Below are 13,616 nucleotides of genomic sequence, written 5' to 3' on the forward strand. Positions count from 1 at the left end.
GGCTTAACTCTCCGGTTTGAGCAGCGGGAAGAGGATAACTTCACGAATGGACGGAGAATCGGTCAGCAGCATGACCAGACGGTCAATGCCGATACCCTGACCCGCCGCCGGAGGCATACCGTATTCCAGAGCACGAAGGTAGTCCTCGTCCATGAAATGCGCTTCGTCGTCACCGGCTTCCTTTTCGGCAACCTGATCAAGGAAACGCAGGCGCTGGTCAACGGGATCGTTCAACTCCGAGAAGGCGTTGGCGAGCTCACGGCCGGTCATGAACAGTTCAAAGCGGTCGGTGATGGTGGGATCCTTCTCGTTCTTTCGGGAAAGAGGCGAGATATCCGTGGGGTAATGATAGATGAAGTGAGGCTGGATGAGACGGGGCTCAACGTCCAGATCAAAGAGCTTTGCCTGCAGCTTTGCAAGCTTTTCACCCTGAACAACCTTTTCACCGCGCTCTCTGATATAGGCAGCCAGCTTGTCATAGTTCTCATAGAGTTCGGGGGTGTGTCCGCCGATCTTCTCCAGAGACTCGGCAAAGCCCATACGGGTCCACTTGCCGGGAGTCAGGTCAATTTCCTGCTCCTGATAGGTAATGACAGTAGAACCGCACACAGTCTGCGCAATATGGGCAAAGAGCTGCTCGGTAAGATCCATCAGATCCTCGAAGGTCGCATAGGCCCAGTAGAACTCACACATGGTGAACTCGGGGTTATGCTGGGTGGAAATACCTTCGTTACGGAAATTGCGGTTGATTTCGAAAACCTTCTCGAAACCGCCCACCAGCAGACGCTTGAGGTACAGCTCGGGCGCAATACGCATATAGAGCTGCATATCAAGCGTATTATGATGCGTGATGAAGGGACGAGCCGTGGCACCGCCGGGAATGGGCTGCATCATGGGCGTTTCCACTTCCATGAAGCCGTGGCCTTCCATGAAACGGCGGAACTCGCGCACGATCTGGGTACGCTTGCGGAAAATCTCACGGGTGCGCGGGGTTACGATAAGGTCAACATAACGCTGACGATAACGGATTTCCACGTCCTTGAGGCCGTGATACTTTTCAGGCAGCGGACGGATAGACTTGGTCAGCAGCTTGACGGACTTGCAGGAAAGCGTGAGTTCGCCGGTCTTGGTGCGGAACAGAGTACCCGTCACGCCGACGATGTCACCGATATCAAACTTCTTGAAAACGGCGTATACTTCTTCGCCTAGATCTTCACGGGCAGCGTAACACTGCATCTTGCCGCTGCGATCCAGCAGGTGGAAAAAGGTCACCTTACCGAAGGAACGGTTTGCGACAATACGTCCGGCACAACAAAAGACCCGGTCAAGCGATTCAAGCTCTTCGGTCTCCAGCCCCTCGTACTCGGCACGGATTTCGGAGAAGTCGTCTTCCTTGCGGAATCCGTTGGGGAACAAGGCGTATCCCGCCTCAAGCAGGTCACAGGATTTCGCCACCCTGTTTTTAACCACTTCGTTCAGATCATCGCGGTTGGCGAAACTCTCCAGCATGGGCATGAAATACTCTGCATGCTGGGATTTGGTGGGCAATTTAATAGTAGGCCGCTTTGATTTTTCCTGATCGCTCAAGGCAATAACTCCATGTAGTAAATTCGATCCATCTGAATTGGGATGGGTTATGCCAATTGTCCACTGTCGTCAAGAAAGCGCTCTCTTTCATTGTTTCAAAAACGCGCATGGCATAAAAAATGAAAAAAATGAAAAAGCAGCTTGACGTAACCGGACGCTTTCGCTTAGAGACTTTTCCGCGCTGAACGCAATGCGTTTAGCGGCAAGCATAATCCCCGGTGGCTCAATCGGCAGAGCGGGTGACTGTTAATCACTAGGTTACAGGTTCAAGTCCTGTCCGGGGAGCCAGAGTGCAAAGCCCTCTTCCATATGGAAGGGGGCTTTTGACATTTCGCAGAGAATACGCGCAGCCACGCCATATGGAAAGAGAAATTTCATTTTCTGAGTTTTTTTCCTTGACGGACCAAAGCGAACTCCGTATAGCTCTCTCCTCGTTGGACGCGAGTTCATCTCAGCGGTCCACATAATCCCCGGTGGCTCAATCGGCAGAGCGGGTGACTGTTAATCACTAGGTTACAGGTTCAAGTCCTGTCCGGGGAGCCAGAGTGCTAAGCCCCTTTCCGAAAGGAAAGGGGCTTTTTCTTTTTCCATGAGAATTACAGCTGAAAACAAGCCAGCCATGCTGGACACAGGTTTGAGGAAAGGCTATTTGTGCCGGACGCGATTCAACGCGCAGACGCCAACCATGACTGCCTCCGGCAGAAGGAGACATGATGAAACGACTTGTACTGGCGGCTCTCATCACCTGCCTGTGGACCTCCCCCGGTTTTGCTGACGATAAATTCGGCAAGATGGACAAGGACGGCAACGATTCCGTCAGCTGGGAAGAATTCGAAGCCCATCACCCCAACATGCGCAAGGCTGCATTTGAAACCATAGACAAGGATTCCGACGGCGCCATCTCGCATGATGAATGGCACGCCTTCATGGGATCGCATGGTGCCGACGGCAAGGCCATGGGCGGCGGAATGGGCCAGGGCATGCAGATGCCTCCCAAGGGCGGCAAGGGAATGCCCCCCGGCCATCCCCCCACGGGCAAGGACGGGGGAAAGATGCTCATAGAGCCCCCCAAGAAAGCGGAATAATGAAAAAAGCCGGCGTTGAGCCGGCTTTTCTTATGCGCGTCATTAGCTGAAATTTAAGCGGAAGCGGCTTCAATAGTCCGCGATTCGGGAATGTACCTGAAGGTCACCGCCTGCAACGGGCTGGAAACGGTAAACATCGCCTCGCCAATGGTGACGACCGTACCCGGATGTACAACACCCGTCACCTTTATGGTGGTATCCTTCATCCGCTCTGCCGCCTTCTGCCTGGCTTCAAGCAGTATCTCCCGCAATGTATCAAGACGTTCTGTCAGCTTGTCCCGCAACCCCATGGCCGCCTCTATCACTTTATACTGATCAGGACGGGCATGCATGAGAATCTCCTCGGCGGGTGCTTCCCCGAACTTTGCAGACAGCTTCGCCAAGGCCTCCTTCACGCTGTCACGCTCTTTCTCTATATCCCGGGTGGCTTTGGAGCTCGCAGCCAGAATGATGTTTGTGGGAGTGCCAAGGGCATTGCCCACTTCCAACGCCCTGATCCCCTTGCGGCAGGTGATGCTGCCGCCTTGAATACGCCCACGTCCGGATGTGGCGAGTACCATTCCACCACACATGATGGTCGAGTGGAGTATGGAGTCATGCACGATCACATCCTCCCTCGCCTCAATCATGGCTTCGGAAATGAACTTGGCCGTCACGTTGCCGCCGCACCGGACAAACCCCTTGCCCTGCATGACGATTCCGCCGCTCACTTCAATATTTCCACCGGCAATGATGCGGGCAGATTCAACCGCCTCGCCCACCACAACAGCCCCGGGAGCCTTGACGGAAAAGCCGGAAAGCACTGCCCCCTTAACCTTTACGGAACCGGTGGCAACCTGCACGTTACCTGAGCTGAAATCCACGTCTCCCTTTACTTCCACCACTTCCTGCACAGACAGAACACCGCCGACATACTGGGCCAGCCCTGATATCTGAGCCACCGCGCTACAACCGTCCTGCGCCAAGACCACACTCTTGTCCAACGTCACGTTGGCCGCCTTCCCCATCTCGGCAGGCAAGGTTTCGCCATACACGTCCATTCCGCTGATGCCGGCTGTCGGAGGATGGATGACTGCCACGGTCTCACCGCTCTGCACGGAAGGCATGATGCCCCGGTTGCGGAAGTCAATGCTACCGTCCGACGCGGCCTTGCCCACCGCTGCGGCATCGTCCTCGCGCTGCAACATTTCCACAAAACCGTCCACACCGTGAAGCGGCAGCCTGCCACGGGCCAGAACCACATCCGCTTCCGGGCTTCCCGTACGCTCGCTCCGGGCCAGAGCGCTGGTTATGGCGTCAATGTCGATCAATGCATCAGGCACGTTCATGGCCTGCAACATGAGGCGCACCCGTTCCGCACTCACAGGCTTTGCCAGCATGTCCCTGTAGTACAGTGTTGCTGTGACGGTCAGCCTGTCCTCGGAAATACGGACCAGCGGCCTGATATTGATGGAAACATCCGTAATGGATACAAGTCCGTACACTGAGGGAACGATTTCATTGGAGCCTTCATCAAGATAACAGTTGCAGTCTGCAGGAATGGTTATCTCGCGAGGCTTGTGAGGAGACTGGGGGGGAAATTCAGTTCCATCCACGCGCATGCCGGATTTGGGCGGGGTGGCAGGCACAAGATTGCCAATAGGCTGGCCGGGAAAGACCGGAAAACTCGTGTTGCCGTATGGCACGATGCAGGCATCCGTACCGTTTTCCGGCTGCAGTCCCCGTGCAATGACTATTCTGTCGATGGGGCTTCCGCTGGCAATGCACTCCAGCAGTTTCTCCACCCCTTTTATGCTGACAGGAACTTTTACTCCCGCTTCGCGCAACAACTTCTGAATACGCTCGATAGTAAGCGGCCTGCCGTTACCCCGAGGAGGAATATATCGGGCCACTCCGACTTTCATGCGGTCCTGCGTTCCCGAAAAGCGAACGGATGCATCCGCGTGTTCAGGCGGCGCCTCGCCTTCCTTCTGAACAGCCGAGGCCACTGCAGCAACCGAGTCTTTATCTGATACGGCACAGCCCATTTACTACCTCGTTACAGAACATCGTATGGAATCTGTTGCCCTCAATGCAGGCGGGAGATGCACCTTTTCTGCATTCGCAGACGGCTGACAAATCTGATACGGTGGCTGCCGTCTGCTATACCAGTCGCATTGTTCAGGTAATACAGCAAAACAACAAAGGCAAGTAAAGCCCATCAAAAGCGGTTGTAAGCACTACACTCTCCCCTCGCCCAAGCCCTTTTGCCTTCCCAAGCTTCCCCTTGCCAGGAAAGCCCGCCATCCCTATATTCCGCGCATGAAAAATGCACCTGCACACACTGACCACCCTGCCGGGCGCACCCCGCTGCCCCAACCTGCCTTTCTGCCCATGACCCGAAAGGAGATGGACGCGTTAGGCTGGGATGAACTTGACGTCCTTATCGTCACCGGCGACGGCTACGTTGACCACCCGAGTTTTGCCGCCGCCCTGCTCGGCCGCTGGCTCATCGCCCACGGCTACCGTACGGGCGTCGTAGCGCAACCCCGCTGGGACACTACGGATGACGTTACCCGTCTGGGCCGCCCTGCCCTGTTCACGGCCGTAACCGCAGGTGCTCTTGATTCCATGCTGGCCCATTACACCGCCTTCCGGAAAAAGCGCCACGACGACGCGTACACCCCGGGCGGCAAAGCCGGCGCACGCCCCAACAGAGCCGTCATCGCCTACACCAGCCTCATCCGGCAGGCATTTCCCGGCATGGGCGTAGTCATCGGCGGCATTGAAGCCTCCCTGCGCCGCATCACCCACTATGACTTCTGGACCGACAAGCTGCGCCGCCCCATCCTGCTGGACAGCAAGGCAGACTGCCTTGTCTACGGCATGGGTGAGAACGCGCTGTTGCAGATTGCCAGAGCCATGGACGTCCACGGAGGACACTCCGGCATACCCTTAAGGGAACTGGTGGTCGGCATCCCGGGTACGGCCGTCATGGGCAAGCCTTCCGGCCATTTTTCCGACCTTGCAGACATGGGTATCCCCGCACCGGCAACAGGCCTCTCGCCAGATATTCCCGAAGACGCTCCCGCCTACCCGCTGCCCTCACATGAGGCAATGGAAGCACAGCCGGAGCTGCTCATGACCGCAACACTGACCCTTGAACGCCACGTACATCAGGCTCAGTCATGGGCCGTGCAGCCTGTTGCGGGCAGAGCCGTCCTGCTAGCTCCGCCTGCCGAGCCGTTGTGCGAAGCGGACATGGACAGACTGTATTCCCTGCCCTTTGCCCGCAGAGCACACCCCTCGTACACGGAAGCCATTCCTGCCGATGCCATGATCTGCACGAGCATCACCACCCATCGCGGATGCGGCGGCGGATGTTCGTTCTGCTCGCTTGCCCTGCATCAGGGGCGCCGCATTGCGTCGCGCAGCCACCAGTCCGTTATGGATGAAGTCAGGGCATTGGCGGGCTCCAAGAAATTCAACGGCTCCATCAGCGACGTGGGCGGCCCCTCCGCCAACATGTGGCAGGCAGAGTGCGCAGCCGATCCTTCCAAATGCACCCGAGCCAGTTGCATGCACCCAAAGATATGCCCCCAGTTCAAGGTCAACCAGACCGAAGCCGTGAACATGCTGCGCCGTATTCGTGACGAGGAAGGCGTAAAGCATGTCCGCGTAGCAAGCGGCGTGCGCTACGACCTTGCCCAGCAGGACGACACGGCTCTGCGCGCCTACACCATGGAATTCACCGGCGGCCAGCTCAAGGTGGCACCGGAACATATTTGCGACACCGTTCTCGACCTGATGAGAAAGCCCGGCCTGCCGGTTTTTGAAGCCTTTCTGCAAGCCTTTGAACGGTATTCGGAAAAGGCGGGCAAAGAGCAATATGTCATCCCCTACCTCATGAGCGGCTTTCCCGGCTGCGCGGATGACGACATGCGCCGCCTTGGAGACTGGCTGAAGCGCAGAGGCTGGAAGCCCCAGCAGGTACAGTGCTTCATTCCCACCCCCGGCACCGTGGCCACAGCCATGTTCTATGCCGGCATCGCGCCGGACGGCAGGCCGATAACCGTTGCCAGAACCGATGCCGACCGCCTGCGCCAGCATCACATTCTCATGCCTGAAATGGGCCGCAAGGGAACCGGAACGCAAGGGCGACAGGAAAAAGGCCGCAGTCATGGGCAGGCAGGCCCCGGCAAAAGCCCTGAAAAACGTCATGATGCCAGAAAGCCAAACAGCAAAGACAGTAACTGGTCCGAAGAGAGACCCCGGAACGCCGGAAGCGACAACCGTCAGAAACATACCGGACAAAGCGGCGACGGACGGCAAGGCACACACGGCGGGAAAGGCAGATCACAGGGCGGCAGGGGCAGACGCTAGACAGCCTGTCCCGAACCGATAGCTTACGATACGTTCTCACCGGAAGTCGCGACCAATGGACAACCTTCGGCAACAGCGAATGATTCAGAGGAAAGCGGAGAGTACGGGAAAACTGTCAGACGGGCTTGCAATCCGAGGGCATGGGGATACCGCTCTTTTCCATGACTTCAACAAGCGCATTGCGGGCGTCCACCTTCATAGCGCTCAACAGGACACGCGCATCGGACGAACACAGCAGCTCCGAACACCGCTGAACCGCACCGGCCTGTTCTGATACGGCCTTACCCGTACTGGCAGAACAGGCCACCGGAACATGCTCGCACAGAGCCTTTTCCACGGTATGCACGATATCAACGTCCACGGAACGGGGCATAAGCACCCGTTCAAACACAGGAGCCTGCGCGTCCTTCTGCAACAGGGCAAACACCGCGGCAGCCATTTCCGGCGCCTTGCGCAGCAGATGCCTGAGCACCATACCGCACACGCCATAGGTTTCATGCGCAAGCATTGAAGCAACCCCTTCGGTGCTACACATGGACAGACAGTCAAAGGGCAAGGCATGAGCGCCTTCCGCCAGCAGCTTGCTGACCTGTATGAACGTATCCGACGTGAAGCTGCGCATCAGCAAACGGCCCACAATGCCCTTGTCCACCACAAGCGGACTACCGCAGGCAATACCGGGATTATCTTCCGCACATATTTCCGTTGCCTGCGACGGGAACAGTGAAGGTAGCGTGGCGATAGTGCCCAGAAAACGGGCAGCCTTTTCAGGCGTGCACATGCGCAGAATGTGCGAAGTATATGCCTCGCCCATGAGCAGGGAGCGCACGGCCACACGCTGCTCCATGGAAAGGGTACGCAGAACGGAAGCGCGTCTGCCCATCCGGCGCACCAGCTCTTCCTGCAGTTCCTTGCTCATGCGCTGCAAAACCCGCAGACGCCTGTCCTCCGACATCTGGTAAAGCACCACGGAAGCCAGCAGCGGATGCGATTCACTCAGCACAACGCTCAACTGCTCGTCCGAAAGAATACGCAACCTGAGGAATGCCTCATCGTCCGTCTCCGTGGAAGCGGGCATGAGTATCCGCCTGTTGCTTGCCAGCAGCATCTCCAGCGGCCGCAACATATCAACAGGGAAGAGGAGCATCAGACGACCGGAGAACTCGCCGTCGGAAACGGAAAATGAAACGAGGATACACTCGTCCTGCTCACCGAATTCGATGATCGGCTCATCGGGAGCAAGCACCCTGTAGCGGGAGGTCTCCACCTCGAAGAAGGGGGCAAGCGCCCACTCCAGATCAAGCTGAAATACGTGCAGACAATGTGCAGCAACCGCCTGCGAGGCCCGGGAAAGCTGACTATCCTTGGCCTGCGGATGCAGTTCGGGGAACGTACGCTCCGGCCCTCTGTCCATAAGACGTGATGTGATAAGCTGGACAAGATCGCTGTCCGCCCCGAACAGAGCCACCCCTTCCAGCGGCTGCATCGTAAGCGTTGCAGACACCGGCTTCGAAAAGCGTGACCATGCCGCAAACTGCACTCTTCTGGCTGCACCGGGAACAACCACCCAGCGACGCGTGGACAGGGCATACAACCTGCGTCCGATGGCGGTTCCCAACCGCCCCATCACCCTGTCCAACGTGGGGAATCGCAGGGGTACCTCGGCCACATCCTGCCCCTCTCCCGCCGTGCCGGAGGGACCGAACTCCGGTATGGAAAGCAGCTCCAGCAGCTCTCCAAGATCAGACGGCAGATAGCCTTCGCTACCCCCGCTCCATTGTCCATTGCGTGACGCGGCGCTTTTCTGACGGGCTCCGAACAGGGGAAGCACAGCCCCGCCTCTCTCGGGGCCGGAGGGAGAACTGCCCTGGCCGGAATCTCCGCTCCTCAGTGGATTGATTCCGTCGTCCCCCGCGCCGGAAAGAGCGGATTCCCAGGCTTCATCGCCAGTCGGCAGTTCATCGTCCTTTACGGAATGCTCGTCATTCAGCAAAGGATCATACATCCTGTCCCCGTCAATGATGCCGTCCAGCATGTCCCCCCCAAAGCCATTGGGAAAGAGCTCATCCGAATCCGGATCGCTGCCTGAACGCGAGGCAGAAGTGTCATGATATGCATCGGAGACATAAGAAAAGCGCGATGCCGCCTGCTCTTTTCCTTCCCCTTCTGCCCCAGCCCCGTTGTCCACGGCACGACCATGCCCCCCGCCGCTGCCGAACAACTGCAGAACCTTTCTTTTCACTTTCTTCTGCTTCATAGCCGAGACCGTCCGTGGCTTGGTGCAGCCACTCCGTACCCTGTCACAAACCAGATATGCTCCGGCATGACCAGTACAGGAGTTTTTACAGCAATCAAATAGGGTTGGAATATATCCGCATTCTCATGTATGACTTTTTCTCAGACGCGGATCGCTACGGAATCCGGAATGCGGCATCCTGATGTATGAAACCTGACAGGATTTATCGCATAAATCCGCGCTCTGTGGAAGATAATTCCGTTATGCGACAGTGAGGGGAAGGTTATGAGCCGCTACCGCAAATTGTGCATCTATCACACTCTGGACGGCCTGCGAGAAGGTCTGTCGCACTTCTCCGGCCCCAGCCGCGCCGCGCTGTTGCTCGCACTGCATCCGGACGACCCCATCCATGTCCTTGACCCCCAGTTTCTGCTGGACGGCCACCAGCCCAAGCTGCGCGAACTGTTCATCGAATCCGTGGAATGGCAGGGAGCCTGCCCCACTCCGGACAAATTGCGACCGTACGAACTGTGCCCCTACCCTGATCCGCAGCTGACCGGCCTTCTGGCCTTTGGCGGCAGCAACAGGGATGTGCCCTTTCTCATGTGGTTTACGGAAGAGCACCCCGACTTCTGCTCCACCGGCCCGACCCGCTGCTGGCTGGAACACGCAGCCGCCCAGCTGGTGCTGGATCTTGCTGCCAACAACGACATGCGGGACAGTGCTTCCGGCTTTGTCCTGCAAAGCTACGCAACCCATGCCGTACGCGACTATATTGTGGATCGCCGCAACTCGTCCGTCGGGCTTGATACGTACCTGCGGGTCTACCCCACGCTGGACACCATTCTGGGCATTTCCCACACCCGGGAAGAAGGTGCATGGCCACGCGGTGCCCTTGTTTTTGTAGAGCCCATGTTCCTGAAGCATCTGGATTTTCTTGCGAGCTTTCCGCGAATGGAACAACCTTCCCTCGCCAACCTGCGTCACTGCCGCAAGTTACTGCAAGCGGTGGAGGAAACGCACCGAATGCTCGTTTCCGACGGCAAGACCATCGTAGGCATCACACAGGATAAGCTGCCCCCCGGAAGCATCATTGCCAACTTTGAAGGCCGGCACGGCTTCCTGTATCTGGATGATGAACTCATCTGCTCATTTGCAGACGGCGCCTTCCAGTCCACAAACCGCAGAGCCAACCTTGTGCAGCTGGAAGAAGCCCTGCTGGAATCTCGTCTGTCCTACGACACGCAACATGCCCTGTTCCGCATCGTCACGGATATCGTATCCTGCGCACAGGAACGCAAGCATGGCTGCACGCTGGTGCTCGACCTTCGGGCCATTCCCCGCAACCTTGCAGGACAGACGCTGCACTCACCACTGGACCTGACGACGAAAGACGGTATCGAACTGGCCTGCTCCCTTGCCAAGGTGGACGGCGCACTGCATATCGGTCACGACGCCAACCTCTACGGCTTCGCCTGCCTGCTGGACGGCAGAGCAGTGCCCGGTGAAAACCGCGCCCGCGGAGCCCGGTACAATTCCGCCGTACGCTTTACAGCGGCAAATGACGACCTTATCGTCATCGTCGTATCATCGGACAGGCCGGTCTCCATCATTCAGCGCGGGATGGAACTCACGGCCCGCTGCTCATGGACGCCGCTGCCGGGTCGTGCACCGGAGCCCCCCACGCTGGAAGAATGGCTCAAACTGTAGCCTGCAGCCCAGAAAGAAACCCGTACCAACCGTACGGCACAGCAGAGAATATCCATGCCGAAATACTGGCTCATGAAGTCCGAACCGGGCTGTTTCTCCATTGACGACCTCAGGAATCTTCCCGACGGCACAAGCCCGTGGGACGGCGTCCGCAACTATCAGGCCCGCAATTTCATGCGGGACGAGATGCGCAAAGGCGACATGGTGCTTTTCTATCACAGCGTAACCGATCCTTCCGTGGTAGGTTTGGCAGAAATCGTACGCGAGAGTTATCCGGACCACACGTCATGGGATCCGGAAAACAGCCACTTCGACCCCAAGTCCACTCCCGAATCTCCCCGTTGGTTCATGGTGGATGTACGATTCGTTGCCAAGTTTGACCGCCCGGTCCCGTTGCGTGTTCTCAAGGCAACACCAGGGTTGGAAGGCATGGAACTGCTTAGAAAGGGCTCACGCCTTTCCGTCATGCCTGTAAGTGAACAGGAATTTTCCATCATCCGCGACCTTGCCAAAGCCTGATTCCATCCGGCGAACGCAAGTGTAAAAGGGAAACGACTATGAAGACGCAGGAAGAGCGAATCGCTCATCTGGAAGAGACGGTCTATTTTCAGGATCAGACCATCAGAGAGTTAAACGAGGCACTCACCGCCCAGCAGTTCCAGATGGATGAAATGGAAAAACGGCTGGTTGCCATGCAGACCAAACTGCGCAGCCTGCTGCCCCTGGTTGAAGAAGGCGGCATGGATGATGGTCCGCCTCCGCATTACGGCTCAGTATAATAAAAGGAGAGGAACACCGCCTCCGCCCCCCGACACGCACACACGCCATCACACTCGGACACGCCCATGAACGACTACCTCTCTGCGGTTCAGGAAGATAATCAAACGGTCAATCCCATTCTCAACCATTTGGGCATACGGGTTGAACATGCCGAAGAAGGGGCTGCCACGCTGCGCCTTGATGCCGCCCCCAGCACCGCACAGGGAGCAGGAGCCGTTTCCGGCGGCGTCATTTCCACCCTGCTGGACGAGGCCATGGCCCACGCTGCGCTTTCCGCCCAGAAGGAGCAACGCCCCATAGCTACCGTGGACCTGCACGTGCAGTTTCTTTCCGGCCTACGGCCAGAGGCAACGCTGATATGTCATGCTGAGGTCGTGAAAAACGGAGGACGCATCGCCTTTGTTCGGGCGGAAGCTGAAACCCCTGAAGGCAGGCTGATTGCCACGGCGAATGCCTCTTTCATCATAAAATGAGAGAAATGAGACAACGCATTGCGGCAAAGTGACCGATTGCGAGCCTCTCGTCGTAGCGAACTGGCAGCGGACTCAGTCTTTACAAATGATGCTCCGGCTCGCAGCAGGGGCCTGTCTCAAGGGCAAGCCCTCGGGATACCCAGTCCTCCAATCCGCCGGGGTAATTATACACATCCGGAAACCCGCTGATGACAGCCGCACGGGCGGCAGAATCGCTGCGCAAGCTGTTAACATCCTGACAATAGAAGACCACATTGGTGCAGCCCTCATTGCATAACAGCTTCTTGAGCCACCAACGCTTGAACAGCCTAGCCTGAATCGTCAGCGGCAAAGGGTAACAAATGGCCCCGGGAATATGCCCCGCCTCGTAGTCCGCCCGATCACGGACATCCACAAGGAAGATGCTTCCCCGTTCCAGCTGCTCCTTGAGCGAAACCGCGTTAATGAGCCGATACCCCCCCTCCTGCGCCTGACGGAGCAACCGGGGAGAAAAGCTGTCTGCTGATGAGTCATTCATGGTTCCAGAATACCAGAACACTCCCTGCAGGCAAGCCTTTACGCCCTCATTGCCCTCCGTCACACAACAAGGGGACAATCCACCAGATGCTGCTTGTCTCCGTCCTTTCAAGCCGTTATGTTCACCCTGAAGCGACCAATCACCCTCAAAACGTCCGGAGGGACCATGCTAGCCGCCATGACCCGGCATCTCAGAGAACCCGTAAACGGCCTGACCCACTGCATAGGCGCCCTGCTTGCCGTGGTGGGGACCATATTGCTCATCGTGCGGGTCACGTCCCCCGCCCTGCCATGGCATATTGTCACCTTCGCGGTCTTCGGCACCGGCATGGTGCTGCTGTATACGGCCAGCACGCTCTATCACTGGCTGCCACTGTCCGAGAAGGGCATCCGCCTGCTGCGGCGAATCGATCACTCCATGATCTTCGTCTACATCGCGGCCACCTACACCCCCATATGCCTCATTCCCCTGCGGGGACCGTGGGGATGGTCATTGTTCGGTTGCGCGTGGGGCGTCGCCACGCTCGGCATTCTGGTCAAAATATTCTGGATGGGAGCCCCTCGGTGGTTTTCCACCGGTCTGTATCTGGGCATGGGCTGGATGGCCGTAGCAGGCATATATCCGTTAGTTCAGTCTCTGGAGACCGGAGCCCTGCTCTGGCTGGCGGGCGGCGGGGCGCTCTACAGCATAGGAGCCGTCATCTACGCCCGCAAGCGGCCCAACCCGCACCCCAGACACTTCGGCTTTCATGAACTGTTTCATGTTTTCGTCATGGGTGGCAGCTTCTGTCACTTCATGGTCATGTACAGCTACGTCAGCCGCTATGCCCCTGCAGCCTGATTGCTGATACACTACCCCCTTTATCG

At 57.6% G+C, this 13,616-nt stretch carries 11 protein-coding genes and 2 tRNA genes; 9 read left to right on the forward strand and 4 right to left on the reverse strand.

What is annotated here, in order from left to right; translation table 11 throughout:
- Window positions 1–3: 3 nt before the first annotated feature.
- A complete protein-coding gene (lysS, locus tag N1030_RS07965) occupies window positions 4–1,509 on the reverse strand; it encodes a lysine--tRNA ligase (protein ID WP_265829036.1) in 1,506 nt (501 codons plus the stop codon).
- Window positions 1,510–1,799: 290 nt separating this feature from the next.
- On the opposite strand from lysS, the gene N1030_RS07970 reads away from it, so the two are divergent.
- The 3 genes from N1030_RS07970 to N1030_RS07980 all read left to right on the forward strand — a co-directional run bounded on the left by N1030_RS07970 (window position 1,800) and on the right by N1030_RS07980 (window position 2,672).
- Window positions 1,800–1,875, forward strand: a tRNA-Asn gene (locus N1030_RS07970).
- A 179-nt stretch (window positions 1,876–2,054) separates the two neighbouring features.
- Window positions 2,055–2,130: transfer RNA gene (locus tag N1030_RS07975), tRNA-Asn, on the forward strand.
- Window positions 2,131–2,300: 170 nt separating this feature from the next.
- Window positions 2,301–2,672 carry an EF-hand domain-containing protein gene (locus tag N1030_RS07980; RefSeq protein WP_265828743.1) on the forward strand — a complete coding sequence of 124 codons (372 nt, stop codon included), beginning with the start codon at window positions 2,301–2,303 and terminating at the stop codon, window positions 2,670–2,672.
- Between the two features lie 53 nt (window positions 2,673–2,725).
- Here N1030_RS07980 and N1030_RS07985 read toward each other — a convergent pair whose 3' ends face one another.
- The gene (locus N1030_RS07985) at window positions 2,726–4,576 is read right to left on the reverse strand and encodes a FapA family protein (protein ID WP_265828744.1); all 1,851 of its coding nucleotides are present in this window, start codon (window positions 4,574–4,576) and stop codon (window positions 2,726–2,728) included.
- A 397-nt stretch (window positions 4,577–4,973) separates the two neighbouring features.
- Between N1030_RS07985 and N1030_RS07990 the strand changes: the two genes are divergently transcribed.
- Window positions 4,974–7,034 carry a YgiQ family radical SAM protein gene (locus N1030_RS07990; protein WP_265828745.1) on the forward strand — a complete coding sequence of 687 codons (2,061 nt, stop codon included), beginning with the start codon at window positions 4,974–4,976 and terminating at the stop codon, window positions 7,032–7,034.
- Window positions 7,035–7,149: 115 nt separating this feature from the next.
- Here N1030_RS07990 and N1030_RS07995 read toward each other — a convergent pair whose 3' ends face one another.
- Window positions 7,150–9,291, reverse strand: a complete 2,142-nt coding sequence (locus N1030_RS07995; protein ID WP_265828746.1) for a hypothetical protein — start codon at window positions 9,289–9,291, stop codon at window positions 7,150–7,152.
- Between the two features lie 264 nt (window positions 9,292–9,555).
- Here N1030_RS07995 and N1030_RS08000 point away from each other — a divergent pair, with 264 nt between their 5' ends.
- From N1030_RS08000 to N1030_RS08015, 4 genes are all read left to right on the forward strand, one after another.
- Complete coding sequence (locus N1030_RS08000) at window positions 9,556–10,980, forward strand: DNA integrity scanning protein DisA nucleotide-binding domain protein (protein WP_265828747.1); 1,425 nt, start codon at window positions 9,556–9,558, stop codon at window positions 10,978–10,980.
- Between the two features lie 54 nt (window positions 10,981–11,034).
- Window positions 11,035–11,499 (forward strand): EVE domain-containing protein, encoded by a 465-nt coding sequence (locus N1030_RS08005; protein WP_265828748.1) that lies wholly within the window; start codon window positions 11,035–11,037, stop codon window positions 11,497–11,499.
- A gap of 38 nt (window positions 11,500–11,537) precedes the next feature.
- A complete protein-coding gene (locus N1030_RS08010; protein WP_265828749.1) occupies window positions 11,538–11,759 on the forward strand; it encodes a SlyX family protein in 222 nt (73 codons plus the stop codon).
- Window positions 11,760–11,825: 66 nt separating this feature from the next.
- Entirely contained in the window at window positions 11,826–12,233 is a 408-nt protein-coding gene (locus N1030_RS08015) for a PaaI family thioesterase (protein ID WP_265828750.1), read from the forward strand.
- Between the two features lie 79 nt (window positions 12,234–12,312).
- Here the strand turns inward: N1030_RS08015 and N1030_RS08020 are convergent, their stop codons facing one another.
- Window positions 12,313–12,750 carry a rhodanese-like domain-containing protein gene (locus tag N1030_RS08020; protein WP_265828751.1) on the reverse strand — a complete coding sequence of 146 codons (438 nt, stop codon included), beginning with the start codon at window positions 12,748–12,750 and terminating at the stop codon, window positions 12,313–12,315.
- Between the two features lie 177 nt (window positions 12,751–12,927).
- Here N1030_RS08020 and trhA point away from each other — a divergent pair, with 177 nt between their 5' ends.
- Window positions 12,928–13,590 (forward strand): PAQR family membrane homeostasis protein TrhA, encoded by a 663-nt coding sequence (trhA, locus tag N1030_RS08025; RefSeq protein ID WP_265829037.1) that lies wholly within the window; start codon window positions 12,928–12,930, stop codon window positions 13,588–13,590.
- The last annotated feature ends 26 nt before the right edge of the window (window positions 13,591–13,616 follow it).

The sequence above is a fragment of the Desulfovibrio mangrovi genome (assembly GCF_026230175.1).
GTDB classification, from domain to species: domain Bacteria; phylum Desulfobacterota; class Desulfovibrionia; order Desulfovibrionales; family Desulfovibrionaceae; genus Halodesulfovibrio; species Halodesulfovibrio mangrovi.

What these genes read in the sequence shown, in the direction of transcription:
- N1030_RS08000 (WP_265828747.1), top strand. Translation starts at nt 9,556, where the DNA reads ATGAGCCGCTACCGCAAATTGTGCATCTATCACACTCTGGACGGCCTG.
- N1030_RS08005 (WP_265828748.1), top strand. Translation starts at nt 11,035, where the DNA reads ATGCCGAAATACTGGCTCATGAAGTCCGAACCGGGCTGTTTCTCCATT.
- lysS (WP_265829036.1), bottom strand. Translation starts at nt 1,509, where the DNA reads ATGCTGGAGAGTTTCGCCAACCGCGATGATCTGAACGAAGTGGTTAAA.
- trhA (WP_265829037.1), top strand. Translation starts at nt 12,928, where the DNA reads ATGACCCGGCATCTCAGAGAACCCGTAAACGGCCTGACCCACTGCATA.
- N1030_RS07995 (WP_265828746.1), bottom strand. Translation starts at nt 9,291, where the DNA reads ATGAAGCAGAAGAAAGTGAAAAGAAAGGTTCTGCAGTTGTTCGGCAGC.
- N1030_RS07990 (WP_265828745.1), top strand. Translation starts at nt 4,974, where the DNA reads ATGAAAAATGCACCTGCACACACTGACCACCCTGCCGGGCGCACCCCG.
- N1030_RS08020 (WP_265828751.1), bottom strand. Translation starts at nt 12,750, where the DNA reads ATGAATGACTCATCAGCAGACAGCTTTTCTCCCCGGTTGCTCCGTCAG.
- N1030_RS08010 (WP_265828749.1), top strand. Translation starts at nt 11,538, where the DNA reads ATGAAGACGCAGGAAGAGCGAATCGCTCATCTGGAAGAGACGGTCTAT.
- N1030_RS08015 (WP_265828750.1), top strand. Translation starts at nt 11,826, where the DNA reads ATGAACGACTACCTCTCTGCGGTTCAGGAAGATAATCAAACGGTCAAT.
- N1030_RS07980 (WP_265828743.1), top strand. Translation starts at nt 2,301, where the DNA reads ATGAAACGACTTGTACTGGCGGCTCTCATCACCTGCCTGTGGACCTCC.
- N1030_RS07985 (WP_265828744.1), bottom strand. Translation starts at nt 4,576, where the DNA reads ATGAAAGTCGGAGTGGCCCGATATATTCCTCCTCGGGGTAACGGCAGG.